This is a genomic window from Corynebacterium sp. HMSC074C01, assembly GCF_001814605.1.
Lineage (GTDB): Bacteria > Actinomycetota > Actinomycetes > Mycobacteriales > Mycobacteriaceae > Corynebacterium.
In genome coordinates, this window is record NZ_KV817278.1 from 88,265 (window position 1) to 111,311 (window position 23,047).

Genomic DNA, 23,047 nt, shown 5'->3' on the forward strand with positions numbered 1-23,047 from the left:
GGGCGGGGTCCCGCTTCCTTCCGGATGCACTCTGGACGCGCTGTTGGTGACGTGGCGGAACGCCAACAGGAGACGCATTTATAACTGTATGAAACGAAAATGTGAAAATTGGGATTTCAGACTGTATCGTGAGCATTAGTGAACGCCCGCCAGTGCGGTGGGTTTAGCCCAGTCCCCCGACAAGGAAAGGACGCCACTGCAACCTCGTGCTCACCCTCTTTTGCGCTTTGGTCATCGCCACCATTGCTGCCCCATTCCTCATTTTCTACCTTGGCCGCCGCGCCTTCGGGCTTTTGGCAATCGCGCCCGCAGTCGGCTTCTTCTGGGTACTCCAGCAGCTCACCACTGGCACGCTACGCAACGGCAACCAGCTGGCTTATGACCTCAACTGGATGCCGGCGGCACACCTGAACATCAGCTTCCGCATGGACGCGCTTTCCGCGTTATTCAGCCTCATCATCCTGGGAGTAGGCGCGCTGGTCTTGCTTTATTGCTGGGGCTATTTCGACCATTCCCGGCGGCGCCTCGCCCTCTTCGGTGGCCAGATGGTGGGCTTTGCCACGGCCATGTATGGCCTGGTGATTTCCGATAATTTCCTGCTGCTCTACGTCTTCTGGGAAATCACCTCCCTGCTGTCTTTCCTCTTGGTGAGCTACTACGGCGAGCGTGCCTCGTCGCGTCGATCAGCGCAGCAGGCCCTCATGGTGACCGTTCTGGGCGGCCTCGCCATGTTGGTGGGTATCACCCTCCTCGGCCGCCAGACCGGCGCGTGGTCTTTCAGCGGTATCGCCGCCACCGAAGACCTCGCCAACACCCCCTACCTCACCGTGGCCATCGTGCTGATTCTCTGCGGTGCGCTCTCCAAGTCCGCCATCGCCCCGGCCCACTTCTGGCTGCCCGGCGCCATGGCCGCGCCGACCCCAGTCTCGGCCTACCTGCACTCCGCGGCGATGGTGAAGGCCGGCATCTACCTCGTCGCGCGCCTTGCCCCCTCGGTGCATGACATTTCTACCTGGCACCTCGTGGTCATCCCCCTTGGTGCTTTCACCATGTTGCTCGGTGGCTGGATGGCGCTCAAGCAGCGCGACCTGAAGCTGGTTCTGGCCTACGGTACCGTCTCGCAGCTAGGCTTTATCACCGCCATCATCGCCATCGGATCCCGCGAGACCATGCAGGCAGGGCTGGCGCTGACCTTCGCGCACTCCCTCTTCAAGGCCGCGCTCTTCATGATCGTCGGCGCTATCGACCATTCGACGGGAACCCGGGACATCGACAAGCTTGCGGGCCTGGGCAAGAAGAAACCCGCGCTGTACATCCTGGCCATCCTCCCCGCGATGTCTATGGCCGGTATCCCGCCGCTGCTGGGCTTCGTGTCCAAGGAGGCCACGCTCGAGGCGATCATGCACGAGGAGCTCTTGGTCGGCATGCCGCGCAACATGCTGCTCGTGACGGTCGTCGTCGGCTCCGCGCTGACCATGGCCTATGCGCTGCGCTTCCTCTGGGGCGCGTTCTCCTCGAAGGGGCAGGAGGAGCCCTCTGAAGCGGTAGCGAATATGCACCACATCGGCCCCTTCCTGTGGATCCCGCCGACGGTGCTGACTCTGCTGACCATCTTCTTTGGTCTGCTGCCGCTGCCTTTGTCCCACGGCATCACGCAGCACCTGGACAACACCTTTGGCGCGAAGCACGCGTCCGAACTAGCGCTATGGCATGGCTTCACCATCCCGTTGCTGCTCTCCGTGGTCATCATCGTCGCCGGTTCTCTCCTGCACTGGCAGCGCCAAGCCCTCACGAAGGCCCAGTTCACCTACCCGGCCTTGGGCTCGGCCGATGACTCCTACGACGCCGTCATCAACGCCCTGCGCCAACTCTCCCTGCGCATCACCGCTTCCACGCAGCGCGGTTCGCTGCAGTTCAACCTCACGGTCATCTTTGCCACCCTCATGGTGCTGCCCATCGTCATGCTCATCCGCGGCGACCTCACCAACGTGCACATGATCGTGGCCGAGAACCCCTGGCAGGCCATCGCAGCGGTGGTCATCATCATCGCCGCCATCGCCGCCACGGTGCTGGATAACCGCCTCTCCGGCGTCATCCTGGTGGGCGCGACGGGCTACGCCTTGTCCTTCATCTTTGCGCTTCACGGCGCGCCGGACTTGGCGCTGACGCAGCTCCTCGTGGAGACCATCATTATGGTGCTCTTCATGCTCGTGCTGCGCCGCATGCCGGCGAATACCGAGTGGAAGCAGGACCCCAAATCCGGCCGCCTGCGCGCGTGGCTGGCGGTGGGCGTGGGCCTGGCCGTCACTGTGGTGGGCATGTTCGCCATCAACGCCCGGCGCGAGGAACCCATCTCGCAGTACATGCCGGAATTGGCCAAGGAGATCGGCCACGGCGCCAACACGGTCAACGTCTTGCTCGTGGACCTGCGCGCGTGGGATACCTTCGGCGAAATCACGGTGCTCATCATCGCGGCGACGGGTATCGCCTCGCTGATCTACCGCACGCAGAGTTTCACCCGCTCCTCCCGCCGCCCGACCTTGCAGGTCACCGGCCGCCGCTGGCTGGCCGCGGGCGTGGAATCAGAGAAGGCGCTCAACCGCTCGCTCATGGTGGACGTGAGCACCCACATCCTCTTCCCCTCGATGATGGTGCTCTCCCTGTACTTCTTCTTCGGCGGCCACAACGCCCCCGGCGGCGGTTTTGCCGGCGGCCTCGTGGCGGCCTTGGCGCTGATTCTGCGCTACCTGGCGGGCGGGCGCGAAGAGCTCGATGAGGCGCTGCCTCTCGACGGCGGCCGCACCATGGCGGTGGGTCTGCTTCTTTCCCTCAGCGCAGTTATCACCCCGATGCTCTTGGGCTATCCGCCCCTGACCACCGGGTACACGAAGGTCGGCGTGCCGCTCATCGGTGATGTATCCCTGCCTTCGGCGCTGATTTTCGACGCCGGCGTCTACCTCATCGTCGTCGGCCTCACGCTCTACGTCCTGTCCTCCTTGGGCGCCAAGCTCGATGAGGAAGAAGAGATGCGTAAGCAACGCGCCCGCGACCGCGCCCGCTCCCTGGCACGCCGGGCGAACGAGAAAGAAACCACTGCCACTGCAGAGAAAGGACGCGCCTAATGGATGCCAACCTCATGCTCCTACTCGCTGCGGGCGTACTCTGCGGCGCCGGGGTGTACTTGTTGCTAGACCGCGCCATGACCAAGATGCTGCTCGGCATCTTGTTGCTGGGCAATGGTGCGAACCTCTTCATGCTCATGGCCGGCGGTAAGGCTGGCTCGCCGCCAATCGACGGCCGGACTTCCCTGCCCTATGGCGAGGAAATCGCCGATCCGCTGGCTCAGGCGATGATCCTCACGGCCATCGTCATTTCGATGGCGCTGACCGGCTTCATTCTCACGTTGGCCTACCGCCAGTACCGTTACCGCACGGCGGACGTGATTGAGGACGACACCGAGGACACCGCCATCGCGGCGATGGCCTCGCGCCCGGGCAATGCCTCGGCTGCCCCGGACCACGATGCTTCCAATGACCCGACCACCGGCCGCAACACCAAGGAAGGCGATAAGTTTGGCCCCGAGTTCTTCGAGGCTCCCGTGAAGGAGGCCACCGATGAGTGAGACCATCTCGCCCCTGGTGGATCTGTTGCTGCCGTATATCAGCTACCTGATCCCCCTGCCGATCATCATCCCGGCTTTGGCCGCCGCGCTGGCGATGCTCTTTGCGCGCAATGCCCATGCGCAACGTCGCATCGCCTTCTTCTCCCTGCTCACGCTCGCCACGGTGAACGCCGCGTTGATTTTCATCGCGGATACCACCGGCATTCAGACCGTGCAGGTGGGCGGCTGGGACGCGCCGGTGGGCATCACGCTGGTGGCGGACCGTTTGTCCACGGTCATGCTCTTTACCTCCTCCGTCGTCCTGTTCTCCGTGATGTGGTACGCCATTTCCCAGGGCGTGCGCGACGGCACCAAGGACGAGCCGGTGGCGGTCTTCCTGCCCACCTACATGTTGCTGACCATGGGCGTAAACGTGTCCTTCCTGGCCGGTGATTTGTTCAACCTCTACGTGGGCTTCGAAATCTTCCTCGTGGCCTCGTATGTGCTGCTGACCCTCGGCGCCTCGCCTGCGCGCGTGCGTGCGGGCGTGGGATATGTCATGGTCTCCATGGCCTCCTCGCTCATCTTCGTGCTGGCCTTGGCTTATATCTACGCCGCGGTGGGCACGATGAACATGGCCCAAATTGGTATCCGCATGGAAGATATCCCGGCGGGCACGCGCTCCGCAGTGTTCGCCGTACTGCTCATTGCCTTCGGCATTAAGGCGGCCGTCTTCCCGCTGGACGCCTGGCTGCCGGACTCCTACCCCACCGCACCTTCGCTGGTCACCGCAGTCTTCGCGGGCCTGCTCACCAAGGTCGGTGTCTACGCCATCATCCGCGCGCGCACCTCCATCTTCACCGCTGGTGGGTTAGATAACCTGCTCATGTGGGTCGCGCTGGCCACGATGCTCGTGGGTATTTTGGGTGCCATCGCCCAATCGGATATCAAACGATTACTGTCCTTCACGCTGGTCAGCCACATCGGTTATATGATCTTCGGCGTTGCCCTCGGAACCGCGCAGGGCTTGTCAGGCGCCATCTTCTACGCTGTGCACCACATTCTGGTGCAGACCGCGCTCTTCCTGGTGGTGGGCCTCATCGAGCGTCAAGCCGGCACCTCTTCGCTGCGGCGCTTGGGCTCGCTGATCTACACCGCACCGCTCATCGCTATTTTGTACTTCATCCCGGCCATGAATCTGGGTGGCATCCCGCCCTTCTCCGGCTTCCTGGGCAAGATCATGCTGCTCCAGGCGGGCGCGAACGAGGGATCGTGGATGTCGTGGGTCCTCATCGGCGGCGCGGTGGTCACCTCGCTGCTCACTCTGTACGTCATGGTCCTCGTCTGGGCCAAGGGTTTCCTGCGTGACCGCGGCGACGCACCCGAGGGCAACCTCGCCATGGTGCGTCCTTCCCCGCTGGGCGAGGTCACCGAATACGTTGAGCTGGAAGAGCGCGATGACGTCGGCCGCGTGCCCTTCGGCATGCTGGCCTCCACTTCCCTACTCGTCATCGCTTCGGTGTCGATGTCCTTCCTGGCGGGACCCATCTCCGGGGTGACCACCCGCGCGGCCACCTCGGCGCAGGATGACTCCCTCTACCGCTATGCCGTGCTGGGTGATTCTGCCGAGGACCCGACGCGCCACCTAGACCCCGCTGAGCGCTACGAGGAGGGCGCGGATTCTCGCAAGAACCGGAGCGAGCCCATCCCGGATCCGGAGCCGGTGGCACCGACAACGAAGACGTCGCCAAGCGCTACGCCCGCCCTGCCCACCACCGTGAGCAAAGATGAAAAGGAGGTATCGCGATGAGATTTGCCGGGCTTAAGCACCGCTTCCGCCCCTGGTTCATGGTGTGGATCATCGTCATGTGGTGCATGCTCATGGGCGAAGTCACCGTGGCGAACCTGGTAGGTGGGCTGCTTGCCAGCCTGTTCATCGTCTTCGCGCTGCCACTGCCGGCGATGCCCGTGGCGGGGATTTCGGTGAGCTGGGGAAAGCTTTTCATCTTCATGGTGCAGTGGTTTGTGGAGCTGATGGAAGCTTCCGTCAAGGTGGGCTGGCTGGCGGTGCGCCCGCAGGAGGTGCCCAAGACGGCGATTGTCAGGCTCCCGATGCGCTTGGAGAATGAGTTCGTTCTGGCGCTGGCGGTCAGCCTGTACAACCTGCAGCCGGGCGGCACCGTGTCCGATATCGACATTGCCAACCGCATGCTCACCATCCACCTGCTCGACGCCGATTCTGAAGCCCACCTGGAGCGTGAGATCGCGGCGGTGCGCAAGCTGGAGGCCGATATGATTGCCATCTTCGAAAGGAGCCACCCCTGATGGATACTGACGTGTATAACATCCTGCTCACCGTGGCCGCGGGCTTCCTCGTGGTGGCCTTCCTCATCACCACGTGGCGCATCGTCATCGGCCCCAACTCGCTCGACCGGCTCATCGCCATGGACGGGCTGGTGGCCATGTTCCAATGCGCCCTGGCCACCTATATCTGTTGGACCTTGGACACCACAGTCTCCAACGCGATGCTGGTCGTGGCTCTCCTCGGCTTCATCTCTACGGTTTCCGTTACTCGCTTCAGGAAGAGGGATTCATGAGTTATGCACTGATTGCCGATGTCCTCTCCATCATCCTCATCCTTGTCGGCTCGATACTCATCTTGGCGGCCGCGATTGGAGTGGCACGTTTTGGGGACACGATGGCGCGCGTGCATGCCATCGCCAAACCCCAAACCACGGGCCTCATCTTCACCATTCTGGGCGCCATCATCAAGGTAACGGGCTCGGAGTATTTCAGCGTGGCAGAAAAGGGTGACCTGGGAATCCTCATCCTTCTAGTCCTCTTTGCCATGATCACCAGCCCGGTGACCGCACAAAGAACCACGCGTATCGCCCGCCGTGAGGGCCTGTACGGCCCGCCGGACTCAATGCTGCGCAATGAGGCCCCTGCCGCGCGTTCCATGCGCCGAAAGTAGGGACACGGGCCCCTTCTCCCAGGAAAAGAGGGAGCGTTAATATAGGCTGCAAAAGGCAATAATAGGTGCTCATCCGAGGAGAGTCGACGTGAAGAAGCTGCAAGGCGTACCAACAATATGCGCTGTCCTCGCAATGGGTATCGCTGTGATGGTGTACAAGTTCAGCCACTTCGATGGACCCCACTCCTTCACCTATATCCTCCCCTTCGACCTCGCCATCTACCGCATGGCGGGCGAAGACCTCAACGCGGGCGGCCTGCTTTACGACGCCCCCTATATCTTCCAATTCCCCTTCACCTACCCGCCCTTCGCGGGTCTGCTGTTCAAGGTTTTGCCCTTCTTCAGCAAGGGTGCGCTGACCATTATCTGGCCCTCGCTCATGTTCCTGGCAGTGCTGGCGATCGTCGTCATGATCTTCCGCGAGCGGGACGTGAAGATGACCCCAGCCGCGGTACTCGTCGCGGTGCTGCTTACCGCGCTCACTCCAGCGAATGAAGCGATGCACGGTTCGCTCTACTACGGGCAGGTCAATGTCTTCTTGATGCTGCTCGTGGCTTTGGATTTCCTGCCGCTCAAGCGCCGCCTGCCGGGCGTGGGAATTGGCTTAGCTGCGGGCATCAAGCTGACCCCGGCTTATATGGGTTTGGCTTTGCTCTTTGAGAAGCGCTGGTGGGCCGCCCTGGGAGCGGTCATCACCTTCTTGGTGACCGTGGTACTCGGCTTCCTCTTCGTGCCCGATGCGATGGATTTCTGGACCGATGCCATGTTCAATTCTTCCCGCGTGGGTGAGCACGCCAACCCCGGGGCGAAGTCGCTGCGCTCGCTTATGTTCCGCGAGCTCGGCATCGATGGCGGCATCTGGTGGCTGCTGGCGGTCATCGCGGTCTTCGCGCTTACCTGCTTGGCGCTGCGCACCGCATACCTGCGTGGCAACCGTACCGCGGCCTTCGCACTGACTGGGCTCAGTACGTGCTTGGTCTCCCCCTTCTCGTGGTACCACCACTTCGTGTGGACCATCCCGTTTGTGGTCATGGTCTTCGTATCCGTCAACCAGGCGCTAACTGCACGGCTGTCCGGTAAGTTCGGCGAGCAGCTCGCCGGTCTTGCCTCCGTGGCGGCCCTGTTCGTGGTGTCGCTGCCCTTCATGTCGGTGCCGGTCTGGTTCACCATGTCCACGGCCAACCTCGACGCGATCGAATCCTTCCAGCCGTGGGCGACCTCGCTGTGGACGCTGTCTTGCATCGCCTTCATCGCCGTCTACGCAGTGTGGGGCTTCGTCGCGCCGCGTAAGCGCGCGGTGGAGAAGAGCTAGGGGGCGTTTCGATCAAATAAGGGGGCAAAACCCGCCTGTTTTAGCGCACTATTTGATCGAAACGGCCTCGTCGAGGCGAGACAGCTTCCCCAAAGTACGTTTCGATCAATTAAGGCCCTGAAAACCATCAGTTTCCGGGCCATATTTGATCGTTCGGTACTCACTCTAAAGCCGCAAAAGCTGCTCCATCTCATCCGCGGTGGCCTTGACCACCTTCTGCCAGCTGCCGGTCTCCTCATACAAGCGGCGCTGGCGCTCATAGCCTGCCCCGGAATCGATGATCTCCTGCACCAGCTGCAGCTCCCGGGCACAGCCCAGCTCTTCCGAGAGCGGGGCCAGCTCCACCAACAGATCCGCCAGCTCATCCTTGATCCAACGCTCATCGGTTTCGCGCGAGGTAATGACCAGCGCGTCCATGCCATAGCGCGCACCGCGCCACTTATTCTCTGCCACGTGCCACGGCTGGAGGGTTGGCAGCTGCTCGCCCGCATCGATCATGCGGTCATAGTGCACCACCAGGCAGTGCGTGAGCGCCACGATGGCGGAGAGCTCGCGAAGGTTGGAGGCGGCGTCGGAAATGCGCACCTCCACCGTTCCCCACTTCGAGGCCGGGCGGACATCGAAGTGCATCGAGCCAGTGTGGTTGATGACTCCCGAAATAGCCTGGTCCCGCATATAGGACTTCCACTGCTCCCAGTTTTCAAACTGGTAGGGCATGCCGGCGGTGGGCAGCTGTTGGTAGAGCATCGTGCGGTTGGAGGCGTAACCAGTATCGAGCCCCTCCCACCCCGGCGAGCAGGCAGAAATGGCCAGCAGGTGGGGGTACTTCGTCATCAGCGCATTGATGATGGGCCACACGCGGTCCTCATGGCTGATGCCGACGTGCACGTGTGTGCCCCACAGTAGCATTTGCTGGCCCCAGTACTGGGTGCGGTTGATGATTTCGGAGTAGCTCTCCTTCGCGGAGACGGGGTTCTTCCGGAAGTCCGTGAAAGGGTGCCCGCCCGAGGCCCACAGACGCACGTCCATGGAATTGGCCGCTTCACGCACTGCGCTTAGCGACGCCTCAAGGTCCCCCATCGCCTCCGGCACCGTCCGGCACACCCCGGTCACCAGCTCCACGGTGTTCTGGAGGAATTCCTTTTCCAAGTGGGTGTCGGGGTGAGCGGCGTGTACGCGGTCAATGAGCTCCGCACCACGCGGCACGAGGTCCCAGGTCACTGGGTCAACGAGGGCGACTTCCCATTCCACGCCCAGGGTGGGCTCGGGCGAGCGGGCGAAGTTCTCTTCCGGAATATTCACCCATTCATCCTATCCGTCGGGCGGGTGAATTTAATAGGATTTTATTCCCTAGGCTTGGGGAACGGCGAGGACGACGACGACGGCATCGCCCTTGGTGTATTCCCCGGTCAGCTCGGCCGGGTAAGGCGCAATGGCTTCCGCCGGAACGTTGCCGCCGTAGTACTGGGCGGCGACTTCCTTGGCCAGGTTCTCGGCGGCCGCATCACCCTGCGGGAAGAAGATGGTAGTCTGCGGTGCGACGAGGACGTCGTCGCTGATGTTTCCTACCTCGGCGACCTTGAATTTCTCCGTCTTGAGGCGCTCTGCCTCGTCAGCCGCGTAGTTAGCACGGCCGGAGTTGTTGAAGACGTTGACGGGGATCTCCGCCTGCGGGCGGTCAGCGTTGCCTGCGGCGGCGCCCGCCTCAGCGTTCCCTTCGCGGCTCTCCTTGCGCTCGGCGCCGGCCTGGTCGGCGTTCTCCGAGTCAGCGTCGGCATCAGCCGGGCGCTCGTTCTCGGCGGCATCCTTGTTCTTATCGGCTTCGCCCTCCGCACCTCCGGTGGCAACATCGCCTTCAGCTCCACCGGTGGCGGGACCGGAGACGGCGGCGTCGTTGGCCGGCGCGTCCTGCGCGGTGTCCTCGGAACCATCCGAGGTCATGGCGTAGAGAGCCCACATGCCGAGCATGACGGCCACGGCGATGAGCACCATGGCGACACCACGCAGCGGGAGCTTGCTAGCGGAGGCCGGGGCGGCGGCAGCCGAATCAGAATCGGCGGCGTGGCGCGCGCGGTCAGCGGACGAGGCAGAGTTTTCCGGATTCACATTAGTCACATTGGTCACTCTAGTATCTATGGGCCTTAGTCCGGCGTATTGTCGCGTGCGGCGCGCCGGACGTCCTCGCGGGCGTCGCGAAGCCGGCGCAAACGTGTCACCAACAGCGGGTAGGAAGCATGCGCGGCGGGGTTATCAAGGAGCACGTTGAGGCGTTGGTGATAGCGCACCGGAGTAATGTCCAGCTGCGCACGGATGGCCTCCTCCTTGGCTCCGATATCGCGCGGGGCGTGGGACTCGAACTCCAAAATCGCGGCGTCTAGGTCTGACAGGGAATGCATGCTTAGACTGTATGCCATGACTATTCGTCCCATCGTTATCCACGGCGACCCGGTCCTCCACAATCCCACCGAGCCGGTCACCGAGCCCATCGATTCCCCCGAGCTGCAGGAGCTCATCGCGGACATGCACGAAACCATGGACGCCGCGCACGGGGTCGGTCTAGCCGCCAACCAGATCGGCGTGAACAAGCGCCTCTTTGTCTACCACTGCCCCGACACCGACGGGCCAGATGGCACCGAGCTTCCCGAAGGCGGCATGCGCCGCGGCTGCGTGATCAACCCGGTGCTGGAAACCTCCGAGATCCCGGAGACCATGCCGGCTGATGACGGCTCCGAGGACGAAGGCTGCCTCTCTGTCCCCGGCGAGGGCTTCCCCACCGGCCGCGCCGACTGGGCGCGTGTGACCGGCAAGAATGAAAAGGGCGAGGACATCTCCATCGAAGGTTATGGTTTCTTCGCGCGTATGCTGCAGCACGAGACCGGCCACCTCGACGGCTTCGTCTACACCGACGTGCTCACCGGCCGCTACAAGCGCCAGGCCAAGAAAGCCATTAAGCGCAACGGCTGGACCGAGGCCGGCCTCACCTGGCTGCCGGGCGAGGACGAAGACCCCTTCGGACACGAGGACTAATGTCCCGCATCTTCCGCTCCGATTCCGTCCAAGTGGGCGAACGCGTGGTGGCCCGGCGCGATTTCGGCGGCGTGCACAGCGACGTGATTGGCCACGTGCTCAGCCTGGAACCGCTGGTCATCCGCCCGCAGGAAGTCGGCGGCTACCCCTCTTCGCTCGACGCAGTGGAGATCCCGCCAGAGCAGCTCAAGATTATTAAGCGCCTCTCCCCACGCACGGTCCGCAACTCCGATATCCGCGCCGTCGAAGTGGCCACCGCGGCGGCCTTCCCGGGCAAGGAACACAAGTGGACCTCGGATGGCCAGTGGCTCATGCGCGCGGGTGATGGCGTGACGGGCCGCTCAGATTCGGCGGTGCCGCTCGGCCCTTCCGCGGGATTCCTGCCGGTGCCAATGGAGGAGATCGAAGCGTTTTATGAGCGCCACGATCTTCCGGTGTGCTTGGCCATCCCGGAGCGCATCGGCAAGCCTGCTGAGAAGCTCGTGGCTGCCGAGCCTGAAGCCTGGGAGCTCGAGCCGGAGATCCTGGTGATGGTGCGCGATTTGGAGGATCTGCCAGAACCGGAAGAGGTCACCTTCCGCATCGATGCGCAGCCCGATTCCGAATGGCTCGATCTCTACCACTTCCGCGGCCAAGCTTTGCCACCTCTAGCCCTGGAGTACCTGCGCAGCCACATCGAGGGAACGATGGGCTTTGGGCGTCTCCTCTCCCCTGCTGGTGAGACCATCGCTATTACGCGCGGCACGCTCACTGAATCCGGTGACGGCACCGTGTGGCTGGGCTACTCCGCCGTGGAAGTGGCCGAAGGTTGGCGCCGCAAAGGTTTGGGCACCGCCTTGGGCGCGCACATGCTGGCCTGGGGCAAGGCCCACGGCGCGGAGAAGGCCTACCTGCAGGTCGTAGCGCATAATACGGCGGGAATTCGGCTCTATGAGAAGCTCGGCTTCCTAGAGCAACACCGCCACCGTTACGCCCGCCGCCTGACTCAAGTACCCTAAACCACATGCGCATCGCTACCTGGAACATCAACTCCGTTCGCACCCGCGCTCAGCGCGCGGTAGATCTTCTGGCCAAGCACGACATCGACGTGCTCTGCCTGCAAGAAACCAAGGTGGCGGATGCGAAGTTCCCACGCGAGCCTTTCGAGGAGGTCGGCTACCACGTGACCTGCCACGGTCTCAACCAATGGAATGGCGTGGCCATCCTGTCCAAGGAAGAACCGGAAGAGGTCCAGACCTTCTTCCCCGGTCAGCCTGGTTTCCACAAGGACCCCGCCAAGGAGCAAGCGCGCGAGGCCCGAGCGGTCTCGGCCCGCGTCCGCGGGATTGAAATTTGGTCCCTCTACGTTCCCAACGGGCGCGAAATCACGGACCGGCACTTCGATTACAAGCTGGACTTCCTCTACTCCTTGGCGCGCTATGCGGAGAACCGGACGCAGTCGAAACTCTTGCTCACGGGTGACTTCAACATTGCGCCGTGGGATGAGGACGTCTGGGATATGTCCCCCTTCCGTGGCAAGACGCACGTCACCGAACCGGAACGCGCGGCCTTCCAGATGCTGGAAGAGGCCGGGCTGGTGGAAGTCACCCGCCGCTTCACCGAGGAAGATCGCTGGACCTACTTTGATTACAAGTCCCTGCGCTTCCAGAAGAACGAGGGCATGCGGATCGATTTCCAGCTGGCCAGCGAACCCCTCGCACGCCTCGTCGAAGGAGCGCAGGTGGACATGGTTGAGCGCGCCGGCGACAAGACCTCCGACCACGTGCCGCTGATCGCGGATTTCGATGTCCCCGATTTCGCGTCAGTGCGCTAGCCTGCCATGAACCTCAACATCGATCTCTCCGTCTGGCAGTTCGTACTGCTGCTCATTGATTACGGCATCAAAATTATCGCCATCGGCGTGGTCCCCGAAGGCCGCCGCCCCTCCAGCTCCACTGCCTGGCTGTTGGCCATTCTTGTGCTGCCCATCGTGGGTCTGCCGTTGTTCTTGCTCATGGGTTCGCCCTATATCAACCGCCGGCGCCACCGCATTCAGCAAGAAGCCAACGCACTGCTTAACGACGTCACCGCCTCCACCCCCAACCACCCCTCCGGCCGTCTCTCCCCAGAGGTGGAATCCCTCATCCAGCTCAATCGCAACCTCACCGGACACCCAGCTCTCATTGGTCACAACAAAGGCCTGCATGCCTCCTATGAGGAGGCCATCCTGGCCATGGCCCGGGCGGTGGACCGCGCTGAGAAATACGTGCTCATCGAAATCTACATCCAGTCCTGGGATGAGGTGACGGATGTCTTCTTCCAATCCCTCGCGCGCGCCCGCGAGCGCGGCGTGGAGGTCAAGCTGCTGCTAGATCAGATTGGCAGTTTGAAGTACAAGGGCTACTTCACGCTGGGCAAGCGCCTCACCGAGATAGACGTCGACTGGCGGCTCATGCTTCCGCTGCAGCTGCACAAAGGCCGCTTCCGCCGCCCGGATTTGCGCAACCACCGCAAGATCGTGGTCATTGACGGCCACACAGGGTTCTTGGGCTCGATGAACATGATCAAGCGCGAGTACAAGACCAAAGACCGCGCATGGATCGACTACATGGTCGAGATGACCGGCCCTGTGGTGACGTCCTTGGCCTCGGTGTTCGCGGTGGATTGGTACCTGGAATCGGAGGAGCAGCTGTCCTTGGACATGCAGCCTTATGACGACGCTATGACGGCGGACTCCAACCACCTCCAGTTGGTTCCCTCCGGGCCCGGTTACACCACGGAACCCAACCTGCGCATGTTCAATTCGGTGGTGCACCACGCTAAGGAAAAACTCATCCTTTGCTCGCCCTACTTCATCCCGGACGAATCCCTCTTGGAGGCGGTCACCACCGCGTGCTACCGCGACGTTGAGGTGGAGTTGTTGGTTTCTGCGAAGGCGGACCAGTTCATGGTCAACCACGCGCAGTCCTCTTACTACCAGGCGCTCTTGGAGGCCGGCGTGCGGATCTTCCAATTCCCCGAGCCCTTCGTGCTGCATTCCAAGTTCATCCTGGCGGACCCGAATCTTCCGGAGCGCGACCCACTGTGCATGTTTGGTTCCTCCAACATGGACATGCGTTCCTTCGGTCTCAATTATGAATCCACGATGCTGGTGGCCAAGGGCGACCTCATCGAGGATTTCACCCAGCTGGCCAGGAATTACAAGAAGGTCTGCCACGAGCTCACCCTCGAGGAGTGGAACGAGCGCGGCCTGCTGCGCCGCTACGTGGACAACGTCATGCGCCTGACCTCCGCCCTGCAGTAGGGGTTTGCCTGGGGACCCGCAAATGGTTCCAGTCAGACGGTTCCAGCCAAACGGCTCCAGTCAGAAGTCTCCAGTCAAAAGGTTCCTCTGGGGGCAAACAAACCTTCTGCGAGGCGGTAGATGGTTCGTTTGGGGGCAGACGAACCATATGACCAGAACCATCTCTGAGAATGACAAGGCGCCATGTGCAACGCTCCGGTTGCTCGATTCCTTGCGCCGTGCGCTAGGCGGCGCCGCGGGCCAGCCGCGTGGACACTGCAAGGCCGCACAGCGAAATGAAGCTGCAGCAGACCATTCCGGTGGCCATGGTCAGCGCCGCATTTGAGCCCCAGCCCATGAGCGGGCTGATGACGCTGGCCAACATGGACTGCCCGAATCCCATGATGGCGGACACGCTGCCCGCGCGCGGGCGCATGAGGCCCGTCGCCAGAGCGGTGGCGTTGCCCATGATGAAGCCGGTCGGCGCCACGCAAGCAAAAAGCACGACGAGGTAAACCCATACCGGGGCGCCGAGCAACACCGACAGCAACAAGAGCACCCCGCACAGGAAGACGCCGGTCACACCGATGCGCAGCATGACCGCCGGGGAGACCGAATCCATAGCCCGCGAATTCACCAGCGTGGCCATAAAGAGTCCCACCGCGTTGATGCCGAAAATCAACGAATAGCCCAACGGCGAAAAGCCCCACTGGTTCTGCACCACGAAGGCCGAGGCGGCGATGTAGCAAAACATCGAGCAGAAGCCGAAGGCCATGGTCACCAGGTAGCCCCACACCCGGGCATTGGTCAAGACCGCCCAGTAGTTGCCCGCCACCGTGCGAAACAGCCCGGCGCGGGAGCGCCCACCCGCGGTTTCCGGGACGATGGCAACAGCCAGCACCAACTGCACCGCGTGCAGCCCGGCGAGTACCCAGAAGATGCCACGCCAGCCCAGCGGCTCCGCCAGGACGCCACCCAGCACCGGGGCTACCGCCGGCGCGATGCCTTGCAGCGCCATGAGCAGCGAATAAGCCTTCGCGGCAGCCGCGCCGTGCACAAGGTCCGGAACCACCGCGCGGGCAAGTACCACGCACGCGCCGCCGCCGAGGCCCTGCAGTATGCGGGCCGCCACGAGCACGGTGGCCGTCGGAGCCAGCGCCGCCAACACGGAAGCGAGCAGCGCGAGGGAGGCACCGGCGACGAGGAGGCGTTTGCGCCCGATGGCGTCGGAAAGCGGGCCCATCACCAGCTGTCCCACTCCCATGCCGATGAAAAAGCCCGAGATGGTCAGCTGGACCATGGCCCGGGTGGTACCCAGATCGGAGAGGATCGCCGGCATCACCGGCAAATACATATCAGTGGCAAAAGGCGCTGTTGCGGACAACAGCGCCAATGTAGCCAGGAGCGGGTAAGGGATCACGCGTCGCGCTTCTCCAGCACGATGACGCCCAGAATCCACAGAACTGCGGCCCAACCGAAGAAGACGAGGGCCTCAAAGCCTACCGATGACCAGGGCGCGTTCTCATCGACATAGTTCACCGCCCAGTTCTGGAAGGCGGTAAAAGGCATGAAGTGAATGACTTTATCGCCCACCAGCGGCAGCACGCGCACGATATTTTCCAAGCCCAAGTACAAGATGAGGCAGATGGCCACCGTGCCGGCGGTCTGCCGCAGCAGCATGCCTAGGCCCTGGACAAAAGCAACCACGCCGAAGGCCGCGAGCGGGAAGGCCCACAGCATGTACTTGCCGTCCTCGCTGGCAAAGGGCTGGAAGGCCTCGGCCGCAGATTCGTTCGTAGTCAAATCTGCCAACACGAAGATGTACACCAGGCCCAAGAATGCAATGACGGCCGCAATGACTCCGTAGAGCAGCAGCTTGGCGCAGGCCACGGTCCAACGCTGCGGGTTGGCCATGAAGGTCAGGGATTGCGTCTTATAGCGGTACTCCGTGGTCACCACCATCGCGGCCTGGATCATGATGATCGGCATGCCCATGAGCAAGATGATGGAACCCAAGCTGCGCTCCTGCAGCGGGCTAATGCCCAACACGGCTTCGCCCGCGTTGAGCGAGTTCAGCAGCGTCCAGCCGGTCACGATGAGGAAGATGAGGACCGTGGTCCACCAGAAGGACTTCGTCGTGCGCAGCTTCGTCCACTCCGAGTGAACAGTATTGAGAAACATTAGCGCTGTACCCCTTCCTGCGGTGCCTCCGCCTGGTACTGCACCGCGCGATCCGTCATAGCCACATAGGCCTCTTCCAGCGAGGCGCGGTGGAGCGTCAATTCCGTCAGCGGCACGCCCGTGGAGTACGCCAGCTGGCCCACGTAGTCCGTGGTCTGCTCAGGGATGATCAAAGTGGGGCGCTGCTCCTCGTCGACCGATTCCCTGAAGGAAATGCCGGCCTCCTTCAGCGCCGAGCCGAACTCGCGCAAGTGTTCCGAGCGCACGATAACCGAAGAGCTGGAGTTTTCCTTCACAAAGTCATAGGTGCGCTGATTGGCCAAGAGCCGGCCGCGGCCAATGACCACCAGGTGGTCCGCCGTTTGCGCCATCTCCGCCAGCAGGTGGGAGGAAATGAGCACCGTGCGGCCTTCAGCTGCCAGCGCGCGCACGAGCGAGCGCACCCAGCGGATGCCCTCCGGATCCAAGCCGTTAACCGGCTCATCCAGGATTAGTACGCCCGGGTCTCCCAACATGGCTGCCGCCAGGCCAAGGCGCTGGCCCATACCGAGGGAGAAGCCGCCGGCCTTCTTGCCCGCAACATCAGCCAAGCCTACAAGCCCGAGCACCTCATCGACGCGGGAGGTCGGGATGCCGTTGGCCTGCGCCATCCACGTCAGGTGGTTGGCGGCGGTGCGGTTGGCGTGGACCGCTTTGGCGTCGAGAAGCGCGCCCACCTCACGCAGCGGGTTCTTCAGCTCGCGGTAGGGTTTGCCGTGCACCAGGGCGGTGCCAGCGGTGGGCTTGTCCAAGCCCAGGATCATGCGCATCGTCGTTGATTTTCCAGCGCCGTTGGGCCCCAGAAAGCCGGTCACTTGGCCCGGCTCCACCTTAAAGGTGAGGTCATCGACGGCGCGGACAGACTTGTACTGTTTGGTCAGTCCGGCTACTTCAATCATGTCCTACAGCGTGCCACAGGTTCCCACGGCGCGCCTGTATCAGCTGCCGTTTTCTTCCCAATACTTCAGCAACCGCGGCAGTGCTTCCCGGAAGGGAGCCAAAAGCTCCAGCTCTTCCATCTGGTTAAACGGGACCCAGCGCAGCTCAGCGGATTCTTCATTGGCGGTCGTGGCCAAACGCTGCCCCGAAACCGTCCGCGCCAACACCGTGGTATAGGTCCAGCCTTCCTCGAAGGGCCCGGCGGTAACGAGCGAGCCTAGAACCTCGACGTCCGCCGGCGAGATTCCGGTTTCTTCCTCCGTCTCCCGCAGTGCCGCCTGTTCCGGCGACTCCGGCTTATCACGCGCCCCGCCCGGGATTCCCCAGGTCCCACCGTTATTCGTCCACGTAGCGCGATGCTGCAGAAGCACCTCATCCCCCGCCACGAGGAAAAGGCCTGCTGCTCCAAACTTGCCCCATACCGGCACCCCGCCCGGACCTTTAGACCAGCCATCACCGGAAAGCTCTGGGTTAACGCGTGTACACATGCCTTATACGATACGCGAGAATAAGCCCACGCCACCCTGCCCCAAATCATCGCGCGATGCGGTGCGGGGCGCTATCCTAAGGGAATGACCGGCCCGGCCACCGAACTGCGCGAGCACTCCCCCGAATCGTGGGGCGATCATTGGCTCGATGAGGTCACCGAGCCTTCTACCCCGGCTTTTAGCCGCCCCACGCAGCTGGCCATGAGTTCCTTCTCCGGCCCAGCGCGCGTCCTCCGGCGCCTCTATAGCTTCGCGGCCACCACGCCCGGCAAGCTGTTCACGGTCACCGTTATCCTGACCGCCGCGCTCGCGGCAGCCGGGTTTTCTATGTCTTCCTCCTCAGCCGCGCGCCACGATGACCTGGATACGCTGCTGACCTCCACTGAGCCGATGTCGAATGCGGCGCACCACCTCTACACCAACCTGTCTCTGGCCGATACCGTGGCCACCACCGGCTTCGTTCAGGCGGGCGTCGAGCCGGAGGATAACCGCGACCGCTATAACGAGGCCATCGATGCCGCGTCCGTCGCCGCCACGCAGGCCATCGTCGGCACCTCGGCCGAGGATGAGCGCGTGCGCGAGCTCGTCACCTTTATCCAACGCAAGCTGCCGGTCTACACCGCCCTCGTGGAAAAGGCGCGTGTCAATCACCGCGCGGGCAACGCCGTGGCGAATTCCTATATGTCCAACGCCTCGGCGCTCATGCGCACCCAGATCCTCCCCGCCGCCGCAGAGCTGTTCACCCTGACCTCGGAAAAGGTGAGCCAACAGCAGCAGCGCCTGACCCGCCCGCAGTGGGTGCCACTATCGGGGCTGGTCGCCGCGCTCGTCTTCCTCGGCTTGGCGCAGTGGTGGCTGTGGCGGCTGACCCGCCGCCGCTTCAACCGTGGCTTTGTGGCGGCCACGGGGTTGCTGTTCCTCGCGCTGGTGTGGGCCTCCGCCTCCAACTTCGCCACGTGGGCCTCGGGCCACCAGGGTTTCGAGACGGTGTCGCGCCCCTGGGATTCACTGACTGCCTCGCGCATTGAGGCCCAGCAGATGCGCACCTCGGAGACTCTCGCGCTAGTCTTGCGCTCCTCCGAGCAGGACATGTCCGTGCACTTTAGCTCCACGGTGTACTCCGTGGACCAGGCTTTGCGGGACTATGAGCAGGCGCTTGGCGACGACGACTTCCCCTCCTCCGATCCTTCCCTGATTCCCCGCGCCAAGCAGGCAGTGGAGGACTGGACTTCCACCCACGAGAAGTTCACCGAGGACCTCGCTAAGGGCGACTACGATGGCGCGCTGTACCAGGCCACCGCCATCGATCCGGACGGTGACCCGACCGCCGCCAGCGCCTTCAACGCCGTGGATAGCTCCTTGGCCGCGCTCATCGACCAAGCCCGCGACGCCATGCGCACCTACCTGGTCCAGGGTCTCAACGCCATGACGATGGTGTCCACCGGCGTGCTCCTGGCCACCTTCGGCGCGATCATCGCCGTGTGGCTAGGTATTCGTCCCCGTCTGCAGGAGTACCTGTGATGCGCCGCCGAAACTCTCAACGCTTAGCGTGGACCACAGCCCTGCTCGTGCTCAGCAGCGCCGTGGCGCTCAGCGCCTGTGAGCCGGAGCCGCCCAGCACGCAGGACCCCATCCTTCCCTCCACCGCGAACCTCGATTCCACTCCGGGGCCGCCGCTGCCGGAGGATGCCATCATCGAGCCCGCTGGCACCGGTGAGGTATCCCGGCAAAGCGATGCAGAGGCCTATGGCTCCTACCGCCCGGACGATAAGAAGCCGGAGGAACGCGTGCCCGATATCCTGGCGCGCGGACGGCTCATCGTGGGCGTGGACCGCTCCAATAACCTGCTCAGCTACCGCGATACCGCCAGCGGCGAGGTGCGCGGCTTCGAGGTCGACATCGCCCGCGAAATCGCCCGCGATATCTTTGGGGATCCCAACAAGGTGGACTTCCGCTTCGTGGAAGCTTCCGAGCGCGCGCGTGCCCTCAACGACCGCACGGTGGACATCGTCATCCGTACCATGACTATTAGCCCCAAACGTCAGCGCGAAGTCACCTTCTCCATTCCCTATATGCAAACGGACGCTCGTTTGCTGGTGCTGAAGAACTCCGGTATTGAGTCCATCGCGGATACCGCTGGGATGACCCTGTGCGCGACGAAGGGTTCCACCATGGTGGACGCGATACGCACGCACGCGCCTGCTTCCGACATCCTGGAGACCCGCGCCTGGGGCGATTGCCTCATGGCCCTACAGCTGGGGCAAGCGGATGGCATCGTGGTGGATGATGCGCTACTCTCCGGCATGGTGGCCCAGGATCGCTACACCGAGATTGTCGGTGGCCCCCTTGAGAGTCAAAACTACGGCGTGGCAGTGCGCAAGCCCGATGGCACGTATGACTCGCGCCCGCTTATCCGTCAGGTGAACTCCACGCTGGAGCGCATTCGCAAGGACGGGACCTGGCAAAGGCTCTTCAACGAGTGGCTGGGGGATTATATGGACCAGCCCATGCTCCCGGCGCCAAAGTACCTCGATGAGACCCCACCCGCGACGGAATCGCAGCCGAGTTCCCCAAGCAGCAACCACCCCGGTGAGAAGAAGGAGGGGCACTAATGTCGCACCGCTTCAGCGAGGATGAGCTCGACCACCTCACGCCCGAAGAGCACGAGGACGCTGCTCTCGAAGCTGTGGAGCTCGAAGCACCCGCCGACGCTACCCAAGCCGTCCGCTTCGATCCCTTCGCCGATGAGGAGGATGATCTCTCGGAGGATCACCTTCTCAGCACCTCGCCTGCGGAACCAGGTGATCCGGGAACAACGGCTTCCGGTGCCGGTAACACGGAAGCCTCCGACCGCACCGCGGCCGTACCTTTCGATCCTTTCGCCGATGACTACGAGGAAGATGACCCCACTGCCACCGGCGCCGTCCTATCCCCTTCCGGTCAGCCCGGCACGCACGGCACCGCGACGAATAAGCCTGGCGATGGCGAATACGTCGATTCAGACAACATCGCGGCTCTGATCGAAGAGCTGGGGCAGCTGCGAGATCGTCGCAAAGCAGAGGACCCCTCGCAGGCCTCCCGCCGCCGCGCGCTCGATACCTTCCGCCAGCGCCGCAGCACCAAGCGCACCGACCGCGAAGTGGCCGATGGCATGGCCACCTTGCCCTTCGTGGTCCCGGATGATCCCACTCAGGCGCTTATCGATCCGCAGGATGCGCCCCGCGCCGCCCCGCCGCAGCTTAAGCCGGGTGACATGGTGGCCGGCCAATACGAAATCCTCGGCGTGCTCGCCCATGGCGGGTTGGGCTGGATCTACCTGGCCAATGACCACTTCGTCTCCGGGCGCATCGTGGTGCTCAAGGGAATGCAATCCACCAACTCCGCAGAAGAGACCGCCACGGCGGAGGCGGAGCGCGAATTCCTCGCGGACATCACGCACCCGAATATCGTGAAGATTTTCAACTTCATCGATGATCCCCGCGTACCCGGCGGCTTCATCGTCATGGAGTACGTCGGCGGACCTTCGCTGAAGCAGCGCCGCAACGACCAGGCCAATGACCGCTTCCCGGTCGACACCGCGATTGCCTACATCCTGGAAATCCTGCCCGCCCTGGATTACCTGCACGCCCGCGGCGTGGTCTACAACGACTTGAAGCCCTCCAACATCATCGTCACCGAGGACCAGGTCAAGCTCATCGATCTGGGCGCGGTCTCCGGCATCGGTGCCTTCGGACACATCTACGGCACGCAGGGTTTCCAGGCGCCGGAGATCTCCACCCAGGGCCCCTCTGTGGCCAGCGATATTTACACCATCGGGCGCACCCTGGCCTGCCTAACGCTGAAGCTGCCGGTGGAGGATGGCGTCTACAAGCCCGGCCTGCCCTCCCCCACGGAGGAGCCGCTGCTGCGCCGCTACCTTTCCTTCTACCGCCTCCTCTTGCGCGCGACCGATCCGGACCCGGAGCGGCGCTTCGCGTCCGTCTCCGAGCTGCGTGACCAGCTCTTCGGCGTCCTGCGCGAGGTCATCGCGCTCCGCGATGGCATCCAGCACCCTGCTCAGCATTCCGTCTTCTCCCCGCAGCGTACGACCTTCGGCACGAAGCACCTGGTCTTCCGCACCGACCAGCTCATCGATGGCATCGACCGCACCGTCCGCATCACCGCCCCCGAGGTGGTCTCCGCGCTGCCCATCCCGCTCATTGTCCGCTCCGATATCGGCGCCCCGCTGCTGCAGGGTTCTTCCTTTACCGAGCCGCAGGAAGCGCTAGAAACCCTGCGCCAGGCCATGCAGACCCCGGAGTACGAGGAGTCCGCCGAGATTCCCCTCGGCGTGGTGCGCGCCATGATTGACCTGGGCTATATCGGCCAGGCCCGCGAGTGGTTGACCTCCATCGAGGAGCGCTTGGGCAAGGACTGGCGCTTCCACTGGTACTCGGGCGTGACCGAGCTGCTCTTGGACAAATACCGCGAGGCCCAAGCCCATTTCGCGCACGTCCTCGACGTGCTGCCCGGCGAGGCTGCACCGAAGCTGGCCATCGGCGCGGTCAACGAGCTCATCCTGCAGCAGCTGGGTTTTTCGGAGGCCGCGCTGATCGACGCCTCCGTTGCCCGTGCCTGCGCCAACCTCACCACCTCGCTGGCGGATCTGCCCAACGATGCTTTTGAGGACCAGCCAGGTATCTGGGACCACATCACCGATGATCCGGCCCACCTGCGTTTCAACTCGCTGCGCCTCTACGGCATCGTGTGGGCGACGAACCCGACGACGGTCTCCTCCGCCTTCGGCTTGGCCCGCCAGCTGCGCGCCGAGCACCAGGTTGAGCTTGCCGTGGCCACCTTGGATAAGGTGCCCAACGCCTCGCGCCATCACCGCATGGCCCGCTTGACCACGGTCCTGCAGCTCATCGTGCATGATCTCTCCGAGTCACGCATCCGGCGTGCTGCCCGCCGCCTAGAGGAGATTCCGCAGAACGAGCCGCGCTTCTTGCAGATCAAGATTGCGGTCATCTCCGCCGGGCTGACCTTCCTGCGCGAGGCAGACCTCGACGCCGCGGCCTCCCCCAACGATCTTTTCGAGTTCCCCTTTACCCAGCGCGGCCTGCGCTATGGCCTGGCGGATACCCTGCGGGCATTAGCCCGCCAAGCACCATTCGCCCGCCACCGCTACGCGCTGGTGGACTTGGCCAATAAGGTCCGCCCAGTCACGATGTTCTAGCCGCCAGCG

Annotated in this window: 21 protein-coding genes; 14 read left to right on the forward strand and 7 right to left on the reverse strand. The window is 63.2% G+C overall.

The annotated features are described in order from the left end of the window. The first annotated feature begins 206 nt into the window (after positions 1-206). From HMPREF2978_RS06085 to HMPREF2978_RS06115, 7 genes are all read left to right on the forward strand, one after another. Complete coding sequence (locus HMPREF2978_RS06085; RefSeq protein ID WP_070524668.1) at positions 207-3,122, forward strand: Na+/H+ antiporter subunit A; 2,916 nt, start codon at positions 207-209, stop codon at positions 3,120-3,122. After that, complete coding sequence (locus HMPREF2978_RS06090; protein WP_070744626.1) at positions 3,122-3,622, forward strand: Na(+)/H(+) antiporter subunit C; 501 nt, start codon at positions 3,122-3,124, stop codon at positions 3,620-3,622. Before HMPREF2978_RS06085 ends, HMPREF2978_RS06090 begins: the two co-directional genes overlap by 1 nt. Continuing rightward, positions 3,615-5,411, forward strand: coding sequence for a Na+/H+ antiporter subunit D (locus HMPREF2978_RS06095; RefSeq protein WP_070744628.1), 1,797 nt, complete (start codon positions 3,615-3,617; stop codon positions 5,409-5,411). Before HMPREF2978_RS06090 ends, HMPREF2978_RS06095 begins: the two co-directional genes overlap by 8 nt. Beyond that, a complete protein-coding gene (locus HMPREF2978_RS06100) occupies positions 5,408-5,926 on the forward strand; it encodes a Na+/H+ antiporter subunit E (RefSeq protein ID WP_070524673.1) in 519 nt (172 codons plus the stop codon). The genes HMPREF2978_RS06095 and HMPREF2978_RS06100 overlap by 4 nt, the downstream gene beginning before the upstream one ends. Further along, on the forward strand, positions 5,926-6,198 hold the full coding sequence (locus HMPREF2978_RS06105; RefSeq protein WP_010188770.1) for a monovalent cation/H+ antiporter complex subunit F: 273 nt from the start codon (positions 5,926-5,928) through the stop codon (positions 6,196-6,198). The genes HMPREF2978_RS06100 and HMPREF2978_RS06105 overlap by 1 nt, the downstream gene beginning before the upstream one ends. After that, complete coding sequence (locus HMPREF2978_RS06110; RefSeq protein WP_070744630.1) at positions 6,195-6,575, forward strand: monovalent cation/H(+) antiporter subunit G; 381 nt, start codon at positions 6,195-6,197, stop codon at positions 6,573-6,575. The genes HMPREF2978_RS06105 and HMPREF2978_RS06110 overlap by 4 nt, the downstream gene beginning before the upstream one ends. Before the next feature lie 88 nt (positions 6,576-6,663). Next, entirely contained in the window at positions 6,664-7,887 is a 1,224-nt protein-coding gene (locus tag HMPREF2978_RS06115) for a glycosyltransferase 87 family protein (protein ID WP_070524677.1), read from the forward strand. A gap of 165 nt (positions 7,888-8,052) precedes the next feature. Here the strand turns inward: HMPREF2978_RS06115 and HMPREF2978_RS06120 are convergent, their stop codons facing one another. The 3 genes from HMPREF2978_RS06120 to HMPREF2978_RS06130 are packed head-to-tail and all read right to left on the reverse strand — an operon-like array spanning position 8,053 to position 10,283. After that, positions 8,053-9,189, reverse strand: a complete 1,137-nt coding sequence (locus HMPREF2978_RS06120; protein WP_070744632.1) for a glutamate--cysteine ligase — start codon at positions 9,187-9,189, stop codon at positions 8,053-8,055. Between the two features lie 48 nt (positions 9,190-9,237). After that, the gene (locus HMPREF2978_RS06125; RefSeq protein ID WP_083316504.1) at positions 9,238-10,002 is read right to left on the reverse strand and encodes a LytR C-terminal domain-containing protein; all 765 of its coding nucleotides are present in this window, start codon (positions 10,000-10,002) and stop codon (positions 9,238-9,240) included. A gap of 26 nt (positions 10,003-10,028) precedes the next feature. Further along, a complete protein-coding gene (locus HMPREF2978_RS06130) occupies positions 10,029-10,283 on the reverse strand; it encodes a DUF3263 domain-containing protein (RefSeq protein ID WP_010188760.1) in 255 nt (84 codons plus the stop codon). Between the two features lie 16 nt (positions 10,284-10,299). Between HMPREF2978_RS06130 and HMPREF2978_RS06135 the strand changes: the two genes are divergently transcribed. The 4 genes from HMPREF2978_RS06135 to HMPREF2978_RS06150 are packed head-to-tail and all read left to right on the forward strand — an operon-like array spanning position 10,300 to position 14,197. Further along, on the forward strand, positions 10,300-10,914 hold the full coding sequence (locus tag HMPREF2978_RS06135; RefSeq protein WP_010188758.1) for a peptide deformylase: 615 nt from the start codon (positions 10,300-10,302) through the stop codon (positions 10,912-10,914). Beyond that, the gene (locus HMPREF2978_RS06140) at positions 10,914-11,912 is read left to right on the forward strand and encodes an N-acetylglutamate synthase, CG3035 family (protein WP_070744634.1); all 999 of its coding nucleotides are present in this window, start codon (positions 10,914-10,916) and stop codon (positions 11,910-11,912) included. The genes HMPREF2978_RS06135 and HMPREF2978_RS06140 overlap by 1 nt, the downstream gene beginning before the upstream one ends. Positions 11,913-11,917: 5 nt before the next feature. Next, positions 11,918-12,727: an exodeoxyribonuclease III gene (locus tag HMPREF2978_RS06145; RefSeq protein WP_010188756.1), complete on the forward strand. Its 810-nt coding sequence runs from the start codon at positions 11,918-11,920 to the stop codon at positions 12,725-12,727. Positions 12,728-12,733: 6 nt separating this feature from the next. After that, the gene (locus tag HMPREF2978_RS06150; RefSeq protein ID WP_070524682.1) at positions 12,734-14,197 is read left to right on the forward strand and encodes a phospholipase D-like domain-containing protein; all 1,464 of its coding nucleotides are present in this window, start codon (positions 12,734-12,736) and stop codon (positions 14,195-14,197) included. Between the two features lie 223 nt (positions 14,198-14,420). On the opposite strand, the gene HMPREF2978_RS06155 is transcribed toward HMPREF2978_RS06150, so the two are convergent. From HMPREF2978_RS06155 to HMPREF2978_RS06170, 4 genes are read right to left on the reverse strand one after another with little or no spacing between them, the layout of a single operon-like run. Continuing rightward, complete coding sequence (locus HMPREF2978_RS06155) at positions 14,421-15,596, reverse strand: multidrug effflux MFS transporter (RefSeq protein WP_083316503.1); 1,176 nt, start codon at positions 15,594-15,596, stop codon at positions 14,421-14,423. Further along, positions 15,593-16,357, reverse strand: a complete 765-nt coding sequence (locus tag HMPREF2978_RS06160; RefSeq protein WP_070524686.1) for an ABC transporter permease — start codon at positions 16,355-16,357, stop codon at positions 15,593-15,595. The genes HMPREF2978_RS06155 and HMPREF2978_RS06160 overlap by 4 nt, the downstream gene beginning before the upstream one ends. Then, a complete protein-coding gene (locus tag HMPREF2978_RS06165; RefSeq protein ID WP_070744638.1) occupies positions 16,357-17,295 on the reverse strand; it encodes an ABC transporter ATP-binding protein in 939 nt (312 codons plus the stop codon). The genes HMPREF2978_RS06160 and HMPREF2978_RS06165 overlap by 1 nt, the downstream gene beginning before the upstream one ends. A gap of 39 nt (positions 17,296-17,334) precedes the next feature. After that, positions 17,335-17,823, reverse strand: coding sequence for an NUDIX domain-containing protein (locus HMPREF2978_RS06170; RefSeq protein ID WP_070744640.1), 489 nt, complete (start codon positions 17,821-17,823; stop codon positions 17,335-17,337). Between the two features lie 84 nt (positions 17,824-17,907). Between HMPREF2978_RS06170 and HMPREF2978_RS06175 the strand changes: the two genes are divergently transcribed. From HMPREF2978_RS06175 to HMPREF2978_RS06185, 3 genes are read left to right on the forward strand one after another with little or no spacing between them, the layout of a single operon-like run. Beyond that, a complete protein-coding gene (locus HMPREF2978_RS06175; RefSeq protein WP_070744642.1) occupies positions 17,908-19,344 on the forward strand; it encodes a hypothetical protein in 1,437 nt (478 codons plus the stop codon). After that, positions 19,344-20,435: a glutamate ABC transporter substrate-binding protein gene (locus tag HMPREF2978_RS06180; protein ID WP_070744644.1), complete on the forward strand. Its 1,092-nt coding sequence runs from the start codon at positions 19,344-19,346 to the stop codon at positions 20,433-20,435. Before HMPREF2978_RS06175 ends, HMPREF2978_RS06180 begins: the two co-directional genes overlap by 1 nt. Next, positions 20,435-23,038 carry a tetratricopeptide repeat protein gene (locus tag HMPREF2978_RS06185; RefSeq protein WP_070744646.1) on the forward strand — a complete coding sequence of 868 codons (2,604 nt, stop codon included), beginning with the start codon at positions 20,435-20,437 and terminating at the stop codon, positions 23,036-23,038. Before HMPREF2978_RS06180 ends, HMPREF2978_RS06185 begins: the two co-directional genes overlap by 1 nt. Positions 23,039-23,047 lie beyond the last annotated feature (9 nt).